Here is an 18,899-nt window from a genome sequence, read left to right as displayed (position 1 = left end):
ACCCGAACCAAACCCGCCCAAACGTTCGTTGCGCTTGCGTCCATAAAAGCGGGTTCGTGAGAGAGAGTATGGGGGCGGATTTGAGTGGGGGGATAAGTTTTGGCACCAGGGCCGCAAGACGAGGGGCAAATAGTGTCGACGTGTTCGGATTCCGGCTCTAGCATGACGTGTCGGGAAAGGGAGCGGTTATGAGTCTGATCGGGTTTGAAGGGCAGGCGCCCGAGATTGCGCGCAACAGCGGCTATGTGGCGCCTTCGGCGATGCTGATTGGCAAAGTGCGTCTGGCTGAAGGGGCGAGTGTCTGGTTTGGGGCTGTCCTGCGCGGCGACAACGAATGGATAGCTGTTGGGCGCAATTCCAATGTTCAGGACAATGCAGTGCTGCACACCGATATGGGCTATCCGCTTGTCATTGGGGAAGGGTGCACGATCGGGCATCTGGCGTGCCTGCATGGGTGCACCATTGGGGATGGAAGTCTCGTGGGTATGGGCGCGACCGTCCTCAACGGGGCAAAAATCGGGCGCAATTGCATGATCGGCGCGAAGGCACTGGTCCCTGAAGGTATGGAAATTCCCGACGGTTCGATGGTGCTGGGTATGCCCGGACGCATTGCACGGGCGCTTTCTGCAGACGAGATCGGCCGGCTTTCCCAGGGCGCGAACGGCTATGTGGAAAAATCGGCTCGTTATCGGGACAGCGCAGTTTTTCTCAAATGAGATAGGCACAGACTCGATTGACTCTTGGTTCGATCTGAGTCCAAATAGAACAAAATAGGAACATTGAGCCATGAACAAAGCTCACCAAATTGGTGTGCTGCGGCAGGCTCTGGCCAGTCTCGATCCTTTTGGCGAGAGCGGGCGGCATGGCGTCTTCACTTTGGGCGCCGGCCCGGTCGATGCCGCTTTGGGGGGTGGGCTGGCGCGGGGCGCCGTGCACGAAATCTATCCTGCCCAGGCCTTCGATATTGCGGCGGCTGCGGGATTTATGACCGGTCTGACCCTTCGGGCAGCGCGGGAAAACTGTGTTGTCTGGATCCGTCACAGGCGGGTCGAGATCGAAACGGGCGGACTATATGCCCATGGGCTGGCGGAAATGGGTCTGGCCCCGAGAAACCTCGTCGTGGTTGTTGTCGATGATATCGTTGATGGGTTGCGCGCGGCGCTCGATGCGCTGCGCTGTTCGGGATTGGGCAGCATGGTACTCGAAAGTTGGGGGGCATCGCGCCATCTCGATCTGACGGCGAGCCGCAGGCTTTCGCTGGCAGCCCAGGAAAGTGGGGTGACGGGCTTTGTATTGCGGGCGATGGCCGCGCCAGAAGCAAGCTCGGCGATGACCCGATGGCAGATCGGGGCGGCGCCTTCGCTTGACGCGCCGGGGCTTGTGGGCAGGGGCGCGATTTATGCCCGCCTGCTGCGCCAGCGCAGTGGAAAGGCCGATGCCTATTGGACATTGGAGTGGAACCATGAGAGCCATCACTTCTCTCAGCAGGCGCTATCTGGCGCTCTATCTGCCCCTTATCTCGACAGACCGGCTGGCCCGCATCGAGCGTCAGGCTGGGCACGCGCCGGATGAGCGCCCGTTGGTTGTCGTTGCCCGGCGTGGCAATGTTCTGGCTGTGGTCGCAGCCGATCACGCTGCGCAGAAAAAAGGGCTTTATCCCGGCCTGACCTTTGCCGACGCCAAGGCGCGCGTGCCGCAAATTCGGGTGGTTGAGCACGATGAAGCCGCCGATGCCCAACTGCTCGAGGCGGTCGCAGATTGGTGCGAACGCTACAGCCCATTCGTTGCGAGCCAGGCCCCAGACGGCATTGTTTGCGATATCACGGGCGTCGATCATTTGTTCGGTGGCGAGGGTGGTCTTTTGTCCGATATGAGGCGTCGGCTGGGCGGACAGGGATTTGCCCTGCGCGCTGCCATTGCGGGAACGCCAGGCGCTGCGCGCGCCATTGCCCGGTTCGGCAGAAGCGCGATTGTGCCGCGCGGGGCCGAGGCCAGTCATGTTGGTCCATTGCCCATAGAGGCGCTCGAGGCCGAACCCAAGACGCTTGCAGCTTTGCGGCGGGCCGGGTTGATGACAATCGAGGACCTGGCGCGCCGGCCCAAGAAACCGCTTGCGGCGCGTTTCGGGCATGGACTTACCGATAGGCTCGCCCAGATGCTGGGCGCATTTGATCGTCCCATAACGCCGCGCCGGCCCTTGCCCCTGTTTGTCGCTGAGCAGCGTTTTGCCGACCCGATCGGGCTGCTGGGCGACATCTCGCTCGCTCTTGAAACGCTCACCGAACAATTGTGCGTCGAGCTTTCGCGGCACGGGCAGGGTGGGCGGTGTTTCGAGATCGTATTCTTCCGGGCAGACGGCAAGATCGTGCGGATACAATTGTTGTCCGGTCAACCGCTCAAGACGCCCAGGACACTCAAGCGGCTCATCGAAATGCGACTCGATGCGCTGGCCGATCCGCTCGATCCGGGGTTCGGGTTCGACATGATTCAGCTTTGTGCCCTGGCAGGGGATGCGGCGCCTGCGCTTCAGAATGCGCTCGATGGGCGTGCGGCAGCGGGCCAGGCTGTGGGAGAATTGATCGACAGGCTTTCGGCGCGCTTTGGAGCAGGCTCGGTTCAGCGATTCGTGCCCGAGGATAGCCATTTGCCCGAGCGGGCATCGCGCATCATGCCTGCAATTTCCGATGCCGCAGGGCATGGGGAGTGGCGCAGTGGTGGGGTGTTCGGGGTTCCGGCGCGGCCCCTGTTTCTGTTTTATCCGGCCCCGAAAATCGAGGTGATCGCCGAAGTGCCCCATAGCCCGCCGCGCAGTTTTCGCTGGCGGCAGATGTGGTTCGAGATCAAGCGGGCCGAAGGACCTGAACGGATTGCACCGGAATGGTGGCGGAGGACCTCCGATACGCGCACCCGCGATTATTTTCGTATCGAGGACGAAAAGGGGCGGCGCTTCTGGGTGTTTCGCTATGGGCTTTATGCTCAGGACATGGCGCCGGTCGAGTGGTTCTTGCAGGGCATTTTCCCATGACTTTTTATGCCGAAGTGGCCACGGCCACCAACTTTTCCTTTTTGCGCGGTGCTTCGCACGCTCAGGACATGGTGCTGGCCGCGCTGCTGCTCGGCCATGGCGGCATCGGCATTGCCGATCGCAATTCGGTGGCCGGTGTGGTGCGTGCTTTTGGGGCGCTCGAAGATCTGCGCAACGGCATAAAACCTGTCGAAAAGCTGCGCGAAGGCTCCGGGCCCGGAGAATATGTGGTGATCGACAGACATCCCGATCTCGACCTGTCCTTTACACTCCAGGAGCTCCAGGCGCGGGCCAAAGCGTTCAAACTGGTGGTGGGTGCACGGCTGGTATTTACCGACGGGACGCCCGATATCATCGCCTATCCTCAGGATATGGAGGGGTGGGGGCGGCTGTGTCGGCTTTTGACGCGGGGGAATCTCAAGGCAAAAAAGGGAGAGTGTCTGCTCAGTTTTCCCGATCTGCTGTTTTCTGCATCGGGACTGAGCCTTGTCATCATGGCATCCGATGATTTCGCAGCGCTCGATACCATCCTGCCCCAGCTCACCAAGGCGGCACCGGGGGCGGTGTGGTTGGGCGCAGCGATGAATTACCGCGGCGACGACGCCCGCAGGCTGACCTGGTTGGCTGCTGTTGGCCAACGTCATGGTGTGCCCCTGATCGCCACCAATGACGTGCTCTATCATGGTGCCGAACAGCGGGACTTGCAGGATATAATGACGTGCATCCGCGAAGGAGTGAATATCGAGACTGCTGGCGTTCTGCTCGAGGCCAATGCCGAGCGGCATTTAAAACTGCCCGGGGAGATGGAGCGGCTGTTTTGTAATTTTCCCGAAGCGCTGACTGAAATCGAGCGGTTGCTGCAGACCATCGATTTCTCCCTCGACCAGTTGCGCTACCAATATCCGGAAGAACCGGTGCCGCCGGGATGGGAGGCGCAGGACTATCTTGAGGACTTGACCTGGAAGCGGGCGCAGTTGCGCTATCCAGGGGGTGTTCCCGACAAGGTCACCAAACTGATCACTGGCGAACTCGCGCTGATCGCCGAGCTTCGATATGCAACTTATTTCCTCACCATCTTTGACATTGTGCGCGTGGCGCAGGACAAGGGGATTCTCTGCCAGGGGCGCGGCTCGGCGGCCAACTCGGCGGTTTGCTATGTGTTGGGGATCACCGCTGTGGACCCTGAAGAGCATGAATTACTGTTTGCCCGGTTTCTCTCGAAGAACCGTGGCGAGCCGCCCGATATCGACGTCGATTTCGAGCATGAGCGGCGCGAGGAAATCATCCAGCATATCTACACGACCTATGGTCGCGAGCGGGCCGGGATCGCTGCGACGGTGATCAGCTATCGCCCGCGTTCTGCCATTCGCGACGTGGGAAAGGCGCTGGGGCTGACTGAAGATATTACATCGCGGATTGCCTCGACAGTATGGGGAAGCTGGGGTGGGCAGGGCATTCCCGACCATCATATCGTCCAGGCTGGCCTTGACCCTTCAAACCCCAACATTTTGCGCGCCGTCAAACTGGCGATCAGGCTCCTGGGCTTTCCGCGCCATCTTTCCCAGCATGTTGGCGGGTTCATTCTGACCCAGAACAGGCTCGATACCTATGTGCCTATCGCCAATGCGGCTATGGATGCGCGCACCTTCATCGAATGGGACAAGGATGATATCGATCGGGTCGGCATGCTCAAGGTCGACATTCTGGCGCTCGGCATGCTCACCTGCATCCGCAAGGCGTTCGACCTTATCGAAAGCCATTATGGCCGGTCGGTTGCGCTGGCGGACGTCAATGCCAGCGATCCGGACAGTTCTGAAGTCGCCGGTGTCTTCGAGATGCTGCAAAAAGGCGATTCCGTCGGCGTGTTCCAGATCGAAAGCCGGGCGCAAATCAATATGCTACCGCGGCTCAAACCCAAAAAGTTCTACGATCTGGTCATTCAGGTGGCGATCGTGCGGCCCGGCCCGATCCAGGGCAATATGGTCCATCCCTATTTGCGCCGGCGCAATAAGGAAGAGGCTGTCGATTATCCCGAACCCGGACCGCCCCATGACCGGAACGAGCTGCGTGGCGTTCTTGCGCGCACGCTTGGGGTTCCCCTGTTTCAGGAACAGGCCATGCAATTGGCTATGGTCGCCGCCGAATTTACCGACGAACAGGCCAATGGGCTGCGCAAGGCGATGGCGACCTTCCGCAGCAAGGGTACGATCGGCCAGTTCCAGAAGATGATGGTCGAGGGCATGGTGCGGCGCGGATACAAAAGGGCCTTTGCCGAGCGCTGTTTCGACCAGATCAAGGGGTTCGGTGAATATGGCTTTCCTGAAAGCCATGCGGCCAGTTTTGCCAAGCTTGTTTATGTTTCGGCTTGGATCAAGAAATATTACCCCGACGTCTTTGCCTGTGCGCTGCTCAATTCACAACCTATGGGTTTTTACGCACCGGCCCAGATCGTGCGCGACGCGCGCGAGCACGGTGTTGTCGTCAATCCAGTCGACATCAATAACAGCACTCATGACAACATTCTCGAAGATCGGCCCGGCCAGACTTGCAGCTTGCGGATCGGGTTTCGCCAGATTGACGGCTTCAAGACGGAATGGAGCAAAAATCTGGTGGCGCAGCGGACAAGGGAGTACGGATCGATCGAAGATCTCTGGAAGCGCTCGGGCGTGCCTGTTCGGGCGCTTACACTGCTTGCCGATGCCGACGCCATGGGGTCGATCGGGCTTGACCGGCGCGAGGCGGCCTGGCGTATAAGGCGGCTGCCCCAGGACGATCCCTTGCCTCTGTTCGCTGCCGCCCAAGGCCATGAGCTGGGCGAAGAAGAGGATATGGAATTGCCCTCCATGGCGCTCGCCGAACATGTGATCGCCGATTATCAGACAGCGCGGCTTTCACTCAAGGCGCATCCGATGGTGTTTCTGCGCGAGACCTTTACCGAGCAGGGCGTTGTGAGTTGCGACCAGCTCAAATCCCTGCCCGATGGCAGACTGATCAAGGTGGCCGGCATTGTCCTGGTGCGGCAGCGACCGGGCAAGGGCAATGCGATTTTCATGACCCTTGAAGACGAAACCGGCATCGCCAATGGACTTATGTGGGCCAGCCGGTTTGAAAAATACCGGCGCGAAATCATGGCGTCGCGTCTGGCGGTGATCGAGGGGCAGCTGCAAAAGAGCAAGGAAGGGGTTATCCATGTGATCGCCACCGCTGTCCATGACCGCTCGGCCCTGCTCGATTCCCTTGCTGTCTCCCACCGCGCCACCCCCCAGCTGACACGGGCCGACGAAGCGAGCCATCCCGTGCCGCAGCGCCTGCATGGCCATCCGCGCAACAGCCGCGTCGTGCCTAAATCGCGCGATTTCCATTGATTGGCGGCAAGGATGTCAAACAGGTCGGCGGCCCCTGTGAAGCTGTGCGGGCCGGTGAAATTGACTTGCCGGAGCGCGACAGGTCAACACCTTAGGGGTTGCGCTGTTTCCGCGAAATGGTGGACTACTCTGGCTCAGGAGAGCGGAAACAAGGAGGGCGCAATGGCGAAAATGGTGGGATCGATTGACGGACACGCGGTCCACGAAGTGGTTCTGGCGTCAAAATCGGGGGTCAGGGTTTCCATTCTTAACTATGGCGCGCTGATCCGCGACTGGCGGGTGCCGGTGGGCGACGCATTGCGACCTGTCGTTCTGGGCTTTGACGACATCGAATCCTATCGCGCACACAGCCCCTATTTCGGCGCCATTGCCGGACGCGTGGCCAACCGGATCAGCGGGGCCCAATTCACCCTGGACGGGACTGCCTATCACCTGATGCCCAATGAAGGGCAAAACCAGTTGCATGGTGGCCCCAAGGGTCTGTCCCATCAGATCTGGACCATAAAGGAGGCGCGTGAAGACCAATTGAAACTGAGCCATTTCAGCGCCGATGGCGATATGGGATATCCGGGAAATCTCGATATCGAGTTGACCTATACGCTCACAGGTAATCGTCTCGAGATTGCGTTTTCCGCGCAAACCGACAAGCCGACACCGGTCAACATCGTCCAGCACAATTATTTCAACCTGATGGGCTCCGGTGATGTGCTCGATCACCGTCTTCGGCTTGCTTCAGGCGCATACACAGAAATCGATGACGCCCTGCTTCCGACAGGGGCCATCCTGCCCACCAAAAACACGACGCTCGATTTCCGGCAGGCGCGCGCGCTGCGGCAGGCCGATGGGTCGGGCCAGCCCATCGATCACAATTTCGTCCTCGACACCGGTCGTGACGTGAGCGAGCCGGTGGCCGTTCTTGAAGCGCCTGACGGCGCTCTGACGCTAAAACTCTATACCGACCAACCTGGCCTGCAGGTCTATGATGGCCTGAAACTGGACGTGCCGGTTCCCGGTATCGATGGCGTCAGCTATCCGGCCTTCGGAGGGCTCTGCCTTGAAGATCAGAATTTCCCCGATGCCGTGAACAACCCTCACTTCCCCTCGGCAATCGTGACCCCTGCGGTACCCTATCGTCATTGGTGCGCCATCGAGATCGGGTAGGCTGCCTTTGGCGCGCGGTTCCAACATCGCCGGGCGCAGCACAAGGTTGTGTCGCCCGGCATCGCGGCTACAGGCTGATCGCGTCAAGCCCGTTGGCAAGCAGGGTATCGAGCATGGCGATATCAGCGTCCTTAAGCGGAATGCCATGCGCGAGCGCCTTGTCGCGCGCCTGGTATCGGCGCTGGGAGGGCAAGCGGGCGCCTTGATCGAGAATGGCTGAAAAGATCGCTTCGGCGCGGTCGAACGGGTTGCCCGAACCGCCGCGGGCAAAAGTTTCCGGATCGAAGGCGAGAATCAATTCCCCATGATGAGGCGCCAACGTTGTGGTGCCCAGGTGATCGAGGGCTTCACGGCTGGTCATATCCCCGATCATTGCAGCGGCGAGAAGCTCGATCATCGTGGAGATCGCCGACCCCTTGTGTCCCCCAAATGGCAGCATGGCCCCGGCCAAGGCGGCTTCCGGCTCGGTCGTGGGGTTGCCTTCGGCATCAAGCGCCCAATCCTGGGGGAGTGGTTTCCCGGCACGGCGATGGAGTTCGATTTCACCACGGGCAGCAACGCTTGTGGCAAAATCAAAAACGTAAGGGGGTTGGCCCGGACGCGGCCAACCGAACGCCAAAGGGTTGGTGCCCAGAAGCGGTTTAGTGCCACCGGTCGGGGCTACAGTTGCGTAGCTTGGGCACATGGCCAGACCCGCAAGGCCCATATCGGTCAACAATTCGGCCTCGTACCAAAGGGCAGAGAAATGCGTGCAATTGTTGATGACCATAGCCGCCAGCCCGAATTTGCGGGCACGCTCGGCCAGAGCGGGCAGCCCCAGTTCGACTGCAGGACAAGAAAAGCCGTCATTGGCGTCGACGCGCACAATGGCCGTGTCGTCGGTCTTGATCGTGGGTTCGGCCCTTGGCGCGACCTTACCAGCCTTGACGGTTCGCAGGCAGCCTTCGATACGGTAAATGCCATGGGAGGCGCAGGCGTCGCGCTCTCCCGCCGCGATGACACGCGCTACGGCGCCCGCCTGGGTTTCGGACAGGCCGCCCTTTATGAAAATGGCTTCGATCTTGCGTGTAAGGTCCGCAATTGAGACGCTTTGACGTGTTGTCATCAATTTGCCCTCGGTCGGTGACGGTAAAGCTGAGCGCGCAGTGGCGCGACGTTTGCAAGCGGAGAAAGCTTGCCACCCGACCGCCTAGCATTTTGTATAATTTTTGTCGACGAATTGTCCGGGTTCCGAGAGCGCCTTTGGCCATGCCAACAAGGGCGCTTCGCAAGGAAAACCGACAATGAAAAAGACCGACATCGACAGCCCAACAGGGATTGAATCGGTCGGTAATGCTGTGCGCGCAGCAAAGCCGGTATTCAAGTTTAACTTCTACCCGCTGTAGTCATCGTCGCCAGTTTGCTGGGCAATTCAACTTGTGCGCAGTCCGATTTTTCAAAAATTACAGTTCGGAAAAAAGCCTAAGAATCAAAATCTTAATCCCGCACGGATCAAAAAGGTAAATACTTTGTTAGCAAGATGCTGGACACAAGTATAGATCCAGTGTAAAAATGCGTAGGGTTATAGTTGTAAGCAACTTTTTGGGGAATCCGTATCATGGCGACTCGGAATTCAGCGCTCTAGTAGCGTTCTCATAATATACCTTATATTTTATGGACTTGGAATGAAGTTGTTGGCTTTGTAGTCGGCAAGCGGCGCCTCTGTGCCGTTTCCAGGTCAATCCGGCCTTTATCCCTGATATCGCGATCGCCACTGGAGGCAATCTCCCTCATCTCGGATATTGACGCGCATCTGCTCAGCAGTGCGGCGGCGAATTCACGTCCGTAATTCCACGTTTTTCGGGCAATCCCGCTCGCTGCGTCTGTTCGGCGTTGCGCACCTAGACGTTTGCGACGGTCTGCAAGGGGCTCCATCTTAACGATGGCAGGCCAACGGGTACGGCTGCGCAAATACTTCAGCAATACTTCAAAGATGGAGAGTAAAATGAAGGTTCTATTTACAGCAGCTTTGGCCATTGGTGCGCTGGGCGCTTCTGTATCCGCGGCGCAAGCCTGGGATTGGAATTGGGACGATCCGGAATGCGATTGTGTGCCCAATGCGCTTGATGTGCTCCAGGATTTGTCAGCCGCACAAACAGCAAAGAACAAGATCGAAGGCTTCAAGTCGGTCAGCGATGTCACCCAGGAAGCCATCAACGTTGGCAACTCGGTCAGCTTTGATGACGATATTACGCTGCCCGATATGAGCAGCCTTATCCAGGATGCTACCGGCTTCCAGTTCGCAGCGAACTACATCGAGTTCGGCGCTGGCGGATATACCGGTCCCGAGTTCGCCTATGACGGCGAAACGCTGATCGACCAGACCCAGTCAGCGCTAAACGCTGTCAATCTGGTGAGCGTCCCGGCACTGGGCGCACCGGCAGAGCAGAACAGCTCGACTTGGCAGACGGCCCTCAATACTGCCGAATACGGCAGCATTCCGGGCTTCCCGTTCTATAGCGGCGATGTGACCAACATCTCCCAGTCGGCAACCAATGTTGCCAACTCGATCTCGGCGACCGAGTTCTTCACATTCGAAGATTGCGAATGCGTGGAAATCACACAGATCGCCACGGGTCCGCAATTAGCTGCCAATTCGATACTTGGCTCCGGCTACGGATTTGGTGCGATCGAAGGCGCCATCCAGAACGCCACCAACATTGCAAACTCGATCAGCGGTTCTATGCCCAGCGAGTAATATTGCAAATGCATCGCGCCGGCGGTTTTTGCCGGCGCGATGCCCTCAATGGAAATGGCCCGACCGGGCACGTTCAACGCCGAACACGAGGGGGAGGAGATGCGACGTACATTTATGCTGTCGATAGCACTGCTCTTCCCATCAGTGTCACTTGGTGCTGACGGGCCTTCTTCTCCGAGCGAGATGTGCAATCCCTCGCCTCAGGTGCAATCTTTCACAAGTATCGAAGCCACTGTCCGCGCTGCTGCCGAGCGTTTGCAGACCACATCAGTGGATATCTGTCAGGATTACGGTTCCGAACAGGCAATTGTTCAAACCATCGGGTTTGGCGGTGACCTGCCGGTCGCGGCCCAGGCAAGGACCGACACTGAAACGCCCGTGTTCGATATCGTTCAAACCGGCTCTAACACAGCCAATCTTGTCGATTACGAGACCGCCATCGGGTCTGTCGTCCAGCACTATCATGGCCTGCAACGGATCGATAATTTGATCGATCCGGGCGCGCCCGGACGTTGGGGCGCAGTTTCTCAAGAAGGTATCAACAGCGCCAATACGGCAAGCGGGGATACCATCAACCTGGCGATTCAAATTATGGGCGAAGGCGCCACACAGTCGATCGGCAACATTGCAGCGATTGGCGGCGCAGCCGAGAGTATTCGCCAGACCGGAACCAACATCGCAAACATGGCGGAAGCCGTGCATGCCATTGGTGTTGGCATTCAAGACATCGACTCAAGTTCGCAACAAACGATCGTCAATGAATTGGCGCTGGGCGCTGGCTCGGCCATCGATGGCGAGATTTCCCAAACAGGGACAAATATCGGCAATATGCTTCTGGCAGAGCGGGTCGATGAGGTCATTCGCCGGTTCAACGGCGCACAAGCAGTATCCAACACAGTCATTCTCAATGACGGCTACCGGCCCCATATCGTTCAATCGGGCAATAATATCGCCAATTTCATTGCCGCGGACTCGGTGGGCACCATCAGCCAGATTTCAAGTGGAACTCAGAGTGTCGTCAACAGCGTGCTCGGCGCTCGCGGTGAAAAGGTCACACACGCGAATTTCGACCAGTCGATTTCTGACGACATGGGCGCCTCGAATGTCATCAACTTGATGATTGTGGCGCCGCCCGCCGGTGCCAGCAAGAGCGGCGACCAAGATATGGTTATTACCCAGGACGCCAGCTTCAATCAGACAAGTCAAGGGAGTGGCAGTCCGTCGCAATCCGGCAACGTTCTTGTTGTAAACCGGTAGAAATAGCGCGCTTTGAACCAGTCATTGACAGCATCGGTCGCAGGTGAGAGGGTTTCACCCTCAATATGACAGCGAAATTATCCAGATGATGCGCAAGGCTGTTCTGCTTTCTTTTGTCTTCATGTTCGCGCCGTTTCAATTATCTGCCGAACAATTGCCGCAGGGCGAGACTCCTTCCGAACAACAGGCTGCAGAAGAGCTTGCCGATCAAGCTGGCGAGCCCGAATTTGATCCCGAGCCCTTTCTCAATTCAATGATAGCGCTGCGAAGCGTGACGTTGACCTGTGATCCGTTTGTCGGTGGAGACCCGGCGCGGCGGACCGATGGCCTGGTTGCCTATTTCGAGGCGCTAGGGCAGGAGCTGCCCGATGTCTCCGACGCTGAAACGCAAGCCAGCTTGCGCCGGTTTGTCGGATCGCAGGCGGCAATGCTCTGTCAGTCGATGCTCGAAGAGGCCTTTTCTCGATACGATGCGGCGGCCACTGCCTATGAAAACAATCGCCCCGATGTTTGGCCACCAGCGCCGGCGGCAACGCCCGGCCCCTGGTGCAGCGCAAACTACTGCCTGGACCGCTAAGCGCTGCCCGAAGGTGAGCGCGCTGGCGCGATCGGCGAAATAAATGCCAATATCCGCAATTACTTATCGGTCCTAAAAATGACCTGTGCCGTGCAAGCAACATCTCAAAATTAATGCAATTGCTGCAATTGACCATCCAGCGCGTTCAAGGTGATACTGTCTCTGCGTTGAATCGGAGAAGCAAGCTTGTGTCTTGGAACACGATTTTGATCTACGTCACAAGTTTTGGCGTGTTTGTCGCGTCAACAACCATTGCAGCCGCCAATGGAATTGGCGAAGGCTCATCGTGGCAGTTTCGAAGCGATAGTCAGAGACAAGTACTTTTGACTGTCGAGCGTACCCGGCTCGAATTGCTTGGTATGTTCCCCTCGACAGGGTCTGGCCTTGGGGGCGGATCGGGGCAGACCGGGAATGCGACGTCAATTGTCGTCAGTGGCGACAATAACAATATTTCGGTAACGCAAAGCAACAGCGGCGACCAGACGCAGACAAGTTCCTGCGACAGCAGCACATTTGACATTACCGGAGGAATGTACGGATGTTGATCTGGAAGACAGCAGGTTCCCTGGTCGCGCTGTTGGCGCTTTCGGGGTGTACGCTGTTTCCCCAAATGTCCCGGCCCTCCGCCCAGTTCTACGGTCCCGTCCCATTGGCGACCAAAACCCCTGCCGATGATGCGTTGTTCTGTCTGAGCCAGTCTCCCGAAGTGAAAAGACTCAATGCGGTATTTGCAGTTCACACGGTGAGCGATCAAACCAACAAGATTACGCAGGAAGAAGGTGGCGTTGTGCCACGCGATGCCGCGGGCATGCTGGTAACGGCGCTTCAGATGGCTGGCGTGGCGCAGGTCAACCGCTCAAACACTGTCGTTTCCGAATGGGAATTGGCGCGGGCGCGCGAGCAGGTGCTCGGCGATGGCGGTTCGGTGACCGTTGGCAATCAGACTGTTGATTTCCGGCCCATCACCCCTGGCTCGCTGCGCGGATCGGACTATGTGATTGATGGGGCGATCACCCAGCTCGATTTCAATACCTACTCGGGCGGTGCAGAGGCTACCATAGCCGGTATCGGCGGTGGGGCGCGAGTCTATGCACTGACGACAGCTGCCGATTTGCGAGTCACCGAGACGCAGTCCACTCGGATCGTGCGGGCAGGCACCTATTCAAAGCAGGCCGTCGGCACCGAAGTGTTTGCTTCAGTCTTCCGCTTTTTCGACAACAGTCTTTATGATGTCAGGATCGGGGACCGCTCCCAGGAGGGCCTGCATGCCGGCATACGCTGGCTTATGGCTGAAGCCGCCTATGACATTGTCTCATCAATTGCCCATCATGATGCCTCGTGCGACACGTTCCTGCCCGAAGCAACCCAGGAGCTCAGGGCTGAAGAAACCACACGCAGGATGACCATAGCCGCAACAGCCAGGTAACTCGGCATGCCAAGGCATACCAGGCCGAGCCGTAGGTCCCGTTAGTTTCGTCCGAACTCGTCCTCGATGCGCACGATATCGTCTTCACCCAGATAGGATCCGGTCTGCACCTCGATCAATTCGAGTACGATTTTGCCCGGATTTGAAAGTCGATGAAGGGCGCCTTGGGGGATGTAAACGCTCTCGTTTTCGCGCAGTGTTCTGGTCTCTTCGTTCACCTGAACTTCGGCAGTGCCGCGCACAACGACCCAGTGTTCGGATCGATGGAAGTGCTTTTGCAGGCTCAACCGCTTGCCGGGTTTTACGAACAAGCGCTTGACCTGAAACCGTTCGCCACTCAGCACCGAGGCATAACCGCCCCATGGCCGATAGCTGGTCTGATGGGTTTCCGTGAGCGGGCGTGTGGCCGGGTCGGATTTGAGGTGCTTGACCATCGCGCCCACCGATTGTGCCGACGACAGCTTGCCGACATAAACAGCATCTTCGCTGGCCAGCACCGCAACGTCATCAAGGCCATCGACGACTATATGGTGCTTTTCGGATATGACCAGCGATCCCGACATTGCGTTGAGCGTCACCGGTCCCAACTGCAGATTGTCCTGGGCATCGTGGACCCTGCTTTTCCAGACAGCATCCCAAGACCCAAGATCGGACCATGATATGGCAGCGGGAACGACTGCGGCCAAAGCGGTGCGCTCGAAAATGGCATAATCCACCGAGATATCGGGGGCCTTGCCGAAGGCTTCGCTGTCGAGGCGGAGAAAATCAAGATCCTTTACAGCGCCCTCGACCGCCGATTTGACGGCTGTTGCCGCTTCTTCAATCAGCGCCTCGCACTCAGTTATGAACACATTGGCTCCAAAGACGAACATCCCCGAATTCCAGAAAAAAGAGCCGGCATCAATCATTGATTGGGCGCGCTCCTTGTCGGGTTTTTCAACGAAACGCCGAACCGTTCTTGCTCCTGTCGCGTCTGCTATGCCTGCCTCGATATAGCCAAAGCCGGTGGCGGGTTCGGTCGGGGTAATGCCAAAGGTCACCAGCGCGCCGGCCCTGGCTGCGGCTTCGGCCGTATCGAGCGCGGCAATGTAGGCCGCATCGACCTCAATCAAGTGATCGGACGGCAAAACATGGACGATCCGGTCGTCATGCCCCTCCAGGGCGACAAGCGTGGCAGCGAGAATGGCAGGGGCTGTATTGCGCGCCACAGGTTCGAGCACGATCGAAGAGAGCGCCAGCCCCAACTCCGATGCCTGCTCGGCAACGAGAAACCGATAGTCCTGATTTGTCACAACGATCGGCGCATCATAGCGCGGATCCTGCGCCAACCGCAGCAGGGTATTTTGAAACAGGCTGTGTTCGCCAGTCAGCATCAGGAACTGTTTCGGTCGCGAGGATCGAGACATGGGCCACAGCCGAGTGCCGGTTCCGCCAGCCAGAACGATGGGCACAATCCGGTTTTTGCCGCTGGCCTCACTGTCGAATTCTGGCTCAGTCATGCGTTTCCCCCGGTGGACAAATGTCTTTCCAGCGCCGCCATCATGATCGACAGAGTTGCGCTTGTTTGATCGGCATTTGCCGTCTCGACATAGCACCTGAGTTCGGGCGCGTTGCCGGACGGTCGGAAATGGATAACATCTCCTGCTTCCGTCGTCAGCCGTGTGCCGTCTGTTGTGTCGATGGTGACAGGATGAGCCAAGTCCGCGGCAAAACCGGCCCGAAGCTCGGATGAACGGGCAAGGTTCTCGACGAGTTCAAGTGCATGATCGGGCACTATGTCTTTTAGACGAGCGGCGCGCATGACACGGCGGGGGAGTTCGGTAACCAGATCGGTGATCGAGACTCTCCGCGCCGCAACAGCGGCCAGAACCGCGACGATTGGGAGGACGGCATCTCGTGTCGGCAAACGCTTGAGCGTGCCGTGCGCCAACGCGAAATCGCTCTGCAACAGAAATCCGCCATTGGCTTCAAAACCTGCGATGGCGTCTGTGTTGATCTGCGCCATTTTCTCAACAACGAAGGGTGAGCCGATGCGGGTCCGGGCTATTGTATCGAACCATTGGCTCTGTTCGAGCGCGCTGGTGGACGTGAGGGGCGTAACAATCGTGCGTGCGCCAATGAACCGGGCAGTGAGTGCGCCAAGCAGATCGCCATTGATCTGCGTACCCGTAGCATCAACGATCAATGGCCGATCGCCATCTCCATCGGTGGATACCACAACGTGATATTGGCCCGTATCAAGTACGGCCTTGATCTGAACCATTGCTTCTGGTTCGAGGGCTTCGGTATCTACGGCAACGAATTCCTCGCTTCGGCCGACTGTTTTGACAATCGCACCCAGGGCCTCGAGCAGCTGGGCCAGCGCGTCCCGGCCAACGGCGGAATGCTGAAATACTGCGATGTTGAGACCTGCCAGCGCCGTGGGGGCGAAGGCATCGCGGTAACGCGCTCGGTACTCTGACTCTGCGGTTGGATCGGGGTCGGGGAGTGTAGGCTCGAGCGAGAGGGCGGCATTGAAACAGGCTTTGGCTTCAGCCTCGATTGCCGCCTCGTCGCTCTTGAGCAGTTCGCCATCCGGTCGATAGAACTTCAACCCGTTATAGTCCGCTGGAATATGACTTCCGGTGACCATGATAGCGGGGATGCGGCGCGCCAATGCATAGGCAGCAAGCGCTGGCGTGGGTACGGTGCCGCAATTGATCGGGTGCCAGCCCAGGGCGCTGATTGAGGCCGCAACGCGCGCCGCAATCAGTGGGCTCGAATCCCGAAGGTCGCGCGCGATAGCCACCTGGCGGCTATCGGCAGTGGCACAGGCGGTATCGAGAAAACCGCCGACGTAGGCACATACCAAATCGGCGCTGAACGCTTCGCTTCGCCCACGGAGCCCGGATGTTCCGAATTTGACGGATGGCACCGAAGAAAGACTCACGCCTCGACGTCCAGGTTCCGATCGGTGGCCTTGTAGGGCCCGTACCAGTCGATGAATGCCCTTATGCCATCATTGATGCCGATCTCTGGTTGAAACCCTGTTAGCGCTTTGAGCAGGCTGGCATCGGCGAATGTGGCGACCATATCCCCCTGCTGCATGGGCAGCATGTTCTTCCTGGCCGTCTTGCCCAAAGCGGTCTCGATCGATCCGATGAAATCGATCAATTCGACGGGTTGACCGCCTGCGATATTGACCACGCGCCATGGCGCGACGCTGGAGAGGGAATCGGTGATGCCGTCCGCAGCGATGGGCGCTCCTTGCTCGGGAACAGCATCAGCAAGTTGGACAATAGCTTCCACGAGATCGTCGATATAGGTGAAATCGCGCTGCATACGGCCATTGCCATAGACATCTATTGGGTCATCGTTTTCGATTGCATCAACGAATTTGTAGAGCGCCATATCCGGGCGCCCCCAAGGACCATAGACCGTAAAGAAGCGGAAACAGGTTGTGGGGATCTTCCACAGATGGGCGTAGGAATGGCTCATCGCTTCACCGGCCTTCTTGGTGGCTGCGTAAAGCGAAACGGGAAAGTCAGTGCGATCTGTTTCCTTGAATGGAAGCTCTGTGTTGCCGCCATAGACAGAAGAGGTCGATGCCATCAGAAGATGGCGTGCACCATGTTCGCGCACGGCTTCGAGCAGGTTGAATGTGCCGGCAAGATTGGAGTCGATATAGGTCTGGGGGTGTTCGATCGAATATCGTACCCCTGCCTGAGCGGCGAGATGGACGACAATTTCGGGGGCGAACGCACCGACGGTGTCGCAAAGCGTCGCCTTGTCCTCAAGCATGGCCTCAACGAATGAAAAGGCGTTCGAATTTCGCAGAACGCCGAGTCGTGCGCGTTTGAGAGCGGGGTCGTAATAATCGGTCATGCCGTCAAAGCCGAGCACTTCATGCCCATCGGCGATGAGGCGCTTGACGAGGTGAAAGCCGATGAAGCCGGCTGCGCCGGTAACAAAAATCTTCATTGCGTGGCCGCCGTTTGGTCGCCGTCATGGTCGCCGCTATCTGCGCCGCGACCGATCGAGACATAGCTTAGGCCAGCGTCCTCGATCTCCTTGCGACGATAGATGTTGCGCAGATCAACAAGTGCGGGCGTTGCCATCGATTGCCTGATGCGGTCCAGATCGAGCGAACGAAACTGGTTCCACTCGGTCACCAGAACGAGGCAGTCGGCGCCGGTGGCGACATCATAGGCGTCTGTAGCGTACTCAATACCCTCGATTATCGTCCGTGCCATATCCATGCCCTCGGGATCATACGCACGTATGGTTGCACCTGCATCGCGCAATGTCTGGATGATCGCTATGGAGGGGGCGTCGCGCATGTCGTCAGTATTGGGCTTGAAGGTCAGCCCCAAAATGCCGATCGTCTTGCCACGCACGTCGCCGCCGCAGGCCGCGATGACCTTGCGGCCCATAGCGCGCTTTCTTTGATCGTTGACCGCGACAGTGGTTTCAATCAGCCGCAATGGCGCATCGAAATCCTGCCCGCTTTTGACCAGCGCCAGGGTGTCCTTGGGGAAACAGCTGCCGCCATAACCGGGCCCAGCATTGAGGAATTTCGATCCGATGCGCTTGTCCAGTCCAATGCCGCGTGCCACCGCCTGCACGTCGCCGCCGGCTTTTTCGCAGAGGTCAGCCATTTCGTTGATGAAGGTGATCTTCATGGCAAGAAATGCGTTGGCAGCGTATTTGATAAGTTCTGCTGTGCGTCGCCCAGTAAACATCAGGGGCGCCTGATTGAGATAGAGCGGGCGATAGACTTCTTCCAGAACGGGGCGGGCGCGTTCATCTTCGATGCCCACAACAATGCGATCGGGGCGCTTGAAGTCTTCGATAGCAGCACCTTCGCGCAGAAATTCGGGGTTCGAGGCGACGACGAAATTGGCTTTTGGATTGGCTTGCGCGATGATGCGTTCGACATCGTCGCCCGTTCCGACCGGCACCGTGGATTTGGTAACGATCACTGTAAAGCCCTTGAGCGCGTTGGCAATTTCGGTTGCGGCTGCACGAACGTAGGAAAGGTCGGCATGGCCGTCGCCGCGACGCGACGGCGTGCCGACAGCGATGAACACAACATCGGCCTGGGCCACAGCACTGGCCAACGCAGTGGTGAAACTCAGGCGGCCAGCATTGAGATTATCAGCGACCAAGGCTTGAAGGCCGGGTTCGAAAATAGGGATCTCACCATTGTTCAACTGATCGATCTTGTCCTGGTTAACATCAACGCAGGTGACGTCATGGCCGTAGTCGGAAAAACATGCGCCGCTTACAAGGCCGACATATCCCGACCCGATCATTGCAATCCGCATTCCTATTCGCTCCGTTCGCCTTCTCGGCCTGTCTTGTCCCATTGC

15 protein-coding genes are annotated in these 18,899 nt (G+C 58.2%); 10 read left to right on the top strand and 5 right to left on the bottom strand.

Going from position 1 to position 18,899, the window contains the following annotated elements; translation table 11 throughout:
• Positions 1-188: 188 nt before the first annotated feature.
• The 5 genes from ACN0TA_RS13650 (at position 189) to ACN0TA_RS13630 (ending at position 7,551) form a co-directional block, all read left to right on the top strand.
• On the top strand, positions 189-716 hold the full coding sequence (locus ACN0TA_RS13650; RefSeq protein ID WP_417583835.1) for a gamma carbonic anhydrase family protein: 528 nt from the start codon (positions 189-191) through the stop codon (positions 714-716).
• A 70-nt stretch (positions 717-786) separates the two neighbouring features.
• A complete protein-coding gene (locus ACN0TA_RS13645) occupies positions 787-1,572 on the top strand; it encodes an ImuA family protein (RefSeq protein WP_417583833.1) in 786 nt (261 codons plus the stop codon).
• Positions 1,463-3,025: a Y-family DNA polymerase gene (locus tag ACN0TA_RS13640; RefSeq protein WP_417583831.1), complete on the top strand. Its 1,563-nt coding sequence runs from the start codon at positions 1,463-1,465 to the stop codon at positions 3,023-3,025. The genes ACN0TA_RS13645 and ACN0TA_RS13640 overlap by 110 nt, the downstream gene beginning before the upstream one ends.
• Positions 3,022-6,390, top strand: a complete 3,369-nt coding sequence (locus ACN0TA_RS13635; RefSeq protein WP_417583829.1) for an error-prone DNA polymerase — start codon at positions 3,022-3,024, stop codon at positions 6,388-6,390. The genes ACN0TA_RS13640 and ACN0TA_RS13635 overlap by 4 nt, the downstream gene beginning before the upstream one ends.
• Positions 6,391-6,552: 162 nt before the next feature.
• A complete protein-coding gene (locus tag ACN0TA_RS13630) occupies positions 6,553-7,551 on the top strand; it encodes an aldose epimerase family protein (RefSeq protein ID WP_417583827.1) in 999 nt (332 codons plus the stop codon).
• A gap of 67 nt (positions 7,552-7,618) precedes the next feature.
• On the opposite strand, the gene ACN0TA_RS13625 is transcribed toward ACN0TA_RS13630, so the two are convergent.
• The gene (locus ACN0TA_RS13625; protein ID WP_417583825.1) at positions 7,619-8,656 is read right to left on the bottom strand and encodes an Ldh family oxidoreductase; all 1,038 of its coding nucleotides are present in this window, start codon (positions 8,654-8,656) and stop codon (positions 7,619-7,621) included.
• An 879-nt stretch (positions 8,657-9,535) separates the two neighbouring features.
• Between ACN0TA_RS13625 and ACN0TA_RS13620 the strand changes: the two genes are divergently transcribed.
• From ACN0TA_RS13620 to ACN0TA_RS13600, 5 genes are all read left to right on the top strand, one after another.
• Positions 9,536-10,288 (top strand): hypothetical protein, encoded by a 753-nt coding sequence (locus tag ACN0TA_RS13620; RefSeq protein ID WP_417583823.1) that lies wholly within the window; start codon positions 9,536-9,538, stop codon positions 10,286-10,288.
• 99 nt (positions 10,289-10,387) lie between these two features.
• Entirely contained in the window at positions 10,388-11,545 is a 1,158-nt protein-coding gene (locus tag ACN0TA_RS13615; protein WP_417583821.1) for a hypothetical protein, read from the top strand.
• Positions 11,546-11,630: 85 nt separating this feature from the next.
• The gene (locus ACN0TA_RS13610; protein WP_417583819.1) at positions 11,631-12,122 is read left to right on the top strand and encodes a hypothetical protein; all 492 of its coding nucleotides are present in this window, start codon (positions 11,631-11,633) and stop codon (positions 12,120-12,122) included.
• Between the two features lie 113 nt (positions 12,123-12,235).
• Entirely contained in the window at positions 12,236-12,667 is a 432-nt protein-coding gene (locus ACN0TA_RS13605) for a hypothetical protein (protein ID WP_417583818.1), read from the top strand.
• On the top strand, positions 12,661-13,548 hold the full coding sequence (locus ACN0TA_RS13600; RefSeq protein WP_417583816.1) for a CsgG/HfaB family protein: 888 nt from the start codon (positions 12,661-12,663) through the stop codon (positions 13,546-13,548). The genes ACN0TA_RS13605 and ACN0TA_RS13600 overlap by 7 nt, the downstream gene beginning before the upstream one ends.
• A gap of 41 nt (positions 13,549-13,589) precedes the next feature.
• Here the strand turns inward: ACN0TA_RS13600 and ACN0TA_RS13595 are convergent, their stop codons facing one another.
• From ACN0TA_RS13595 to ACN0TA_RS13580, 4 genes are read right to left on the bottom strand one after another with little or no spacing between them, the layout of a single operon-like run.
• The gene (locus tag ACN0TA_RS13595) at positions 13,590-15,047 is read right to left on the bottom strand and encodes a mannose-1-phosphate guanylyltransferase/mannose-6-phosphate isomerase (protein ID WP_417583814.1); all 1,458 of its coding nucleotides are present in this window, start codon (positions 15,045-15,047) and stop codon (positions 13,590-13,592) included.
• Positions 15,044-16,477: a phosphomannomutase gene (locus ACN0TA_RS13590; protein WP_417583812.1), complete on the bottom strand. Its 1,434-nt coding sequence runs from the start codon at positions 16,475-16,477 to the stop codon at positions 15,044-15,046. Before ACN0TA_RS13590 ends, ACN0TA_RS13595 begins: the two co-directional genes overlap by 4 nt.
• Entirely contained in the window at positions 16,474-17,508 is a 1,035-nt protein-coding gene (locus ACN0TA_RS13585) for an NAD-dependent epimerase/dehydratase family protein (RefSeq protein ID WP_417583810.1), read from the bottom strand. The genes ACN0TA_RS13590 and ACN0TA_RS13585 overlap by 4 nt, the downstream gene beginning before the upstream one ends.
• Positions 17,505-18,854: a UDP-glucose dehydrogenase family protein gene (locus tag ACN0TA_RS13580; RefSeq protein WP_417583808.1), complete on the bottom strand. Its 1,350-nt coding sequence runs from the start codon at positions 18,852-18,854 to the stop codon at positions 17,505-17,507. The genes ACN0TA_RS13585 and ACN0TA_RS13580 overlap by 4 nt, the downstream gene beginning before the upstream one ends.
• Positions 18,855-18,899: the final 45 nt, after the last annotated feature.

This window comes from Pelagibacterium sp., assembly GCF_048264985.1.
GTDB lineage: Bacteria > Pseudomonadota > Alphaproteobacteria > Rhizobiales > Devosiaceae > Pelagibacterium.
This window is presented reverse-complemented; position numbering and strand designations above follow the sequence as displayed.

Coding starts and splice junctions, on each gene's coding strand:
- ACN0TA_RS13650 (WP_417583835.1), top strand. CDS start 189: ATGAGTCTGATCGGGTTTGAAGGGCAGGCGCCCGAGATTGCGCGCAAC.
- ACN0TA_RS13645 (WP_417583833.1), top strand. CDS start 787: ATGAACAAAGCTCACCAAATTGGTGTGCTGCGGCAGGCTCTGGCCAGT.
- ACN0TA_RS13640 (WP_417583831.1), top strand. CDS start 1,463: ATGAGAGCCATCACTTCTCTCAGCAGGCGCTATCTGGCGCTCTATCTG.
- ACN0TA_RS13635 (WP_417583829.1), top strand. CDS start 3,022: ATGACTTTTTATGCCGAAGTGGCCACGGCCACCAACTTTTCCTTTTTG.
- ACN0TA_RS13630 (WP_417583827.1), top strand. CDS start 6,553: ATGGCGAAAATGGTGGGATCGATTGACGGACACGCGGTCCACGAAGTG.
- ACN0TA_RS13625 (WP_417583825.1), bottom strand. CDS start 8,656: ATGACAACACGTCAAAGCGTCTCAATTGCGGACCTTACACGCAAGATC.
- ACN0TA_RS13620 (WP_417583823.1), top strand. CDS start 9,536: ATGAAGGTTCTATTTACAGCAGCTTTGGCCATTGGTGCGCTGGGCGCT.
- ACN0TA_RS13615 (WP_417583821.1), top strand. CDS start 10,388: ATGCGACGTACATTTATGCTGTCGATAGCACTGCTCTTCCCATCAGTG.
- ACN0TA_RS13610 (WP_417583819.1), top strand. CDS start 11,631: ATGATGCGCAAGGCTGTTCTGCTTTCTTTTGTCTTCATGTTCGCGCCG.
- ACN0TA_RS13605 (WP_417583818.1), top strand. CDS start 12,236: ATGCAATTGCTGCAATTGACCATCCAGCGCGTTCAAGGTGATACTGTC.
- ACN0TA_RS13600 (WP_417583816.1), top strand. CDS start 12,661: ATGTTGATCTGGAAGACAGCAGGTTCCCTGGTCGCGCTGTTGGCGCTT.
- ACN0TA_RS13595 (WP_417583814.1), bottom strand. CDS start 15,047: ATGACTGAGCCAGAATTCGACAGTGAGGCCAGCGGCAAAAACCGGATT.
- ACN0TA_RS13585 (WP_417583810.1), bottom strand. CDS start 17,508: ATGAAGATTTTTGTTACCGGCGCAGCCGGCTTCATCGGCTTTCACCTC.
- ACN0TA_RS13580 (WP_417583808.1), bottom strand. CDS start 18,854: ATGCGGATTGCAATGATCGGGTCGGGATATGTCGGCCTTGTAAGCGGC.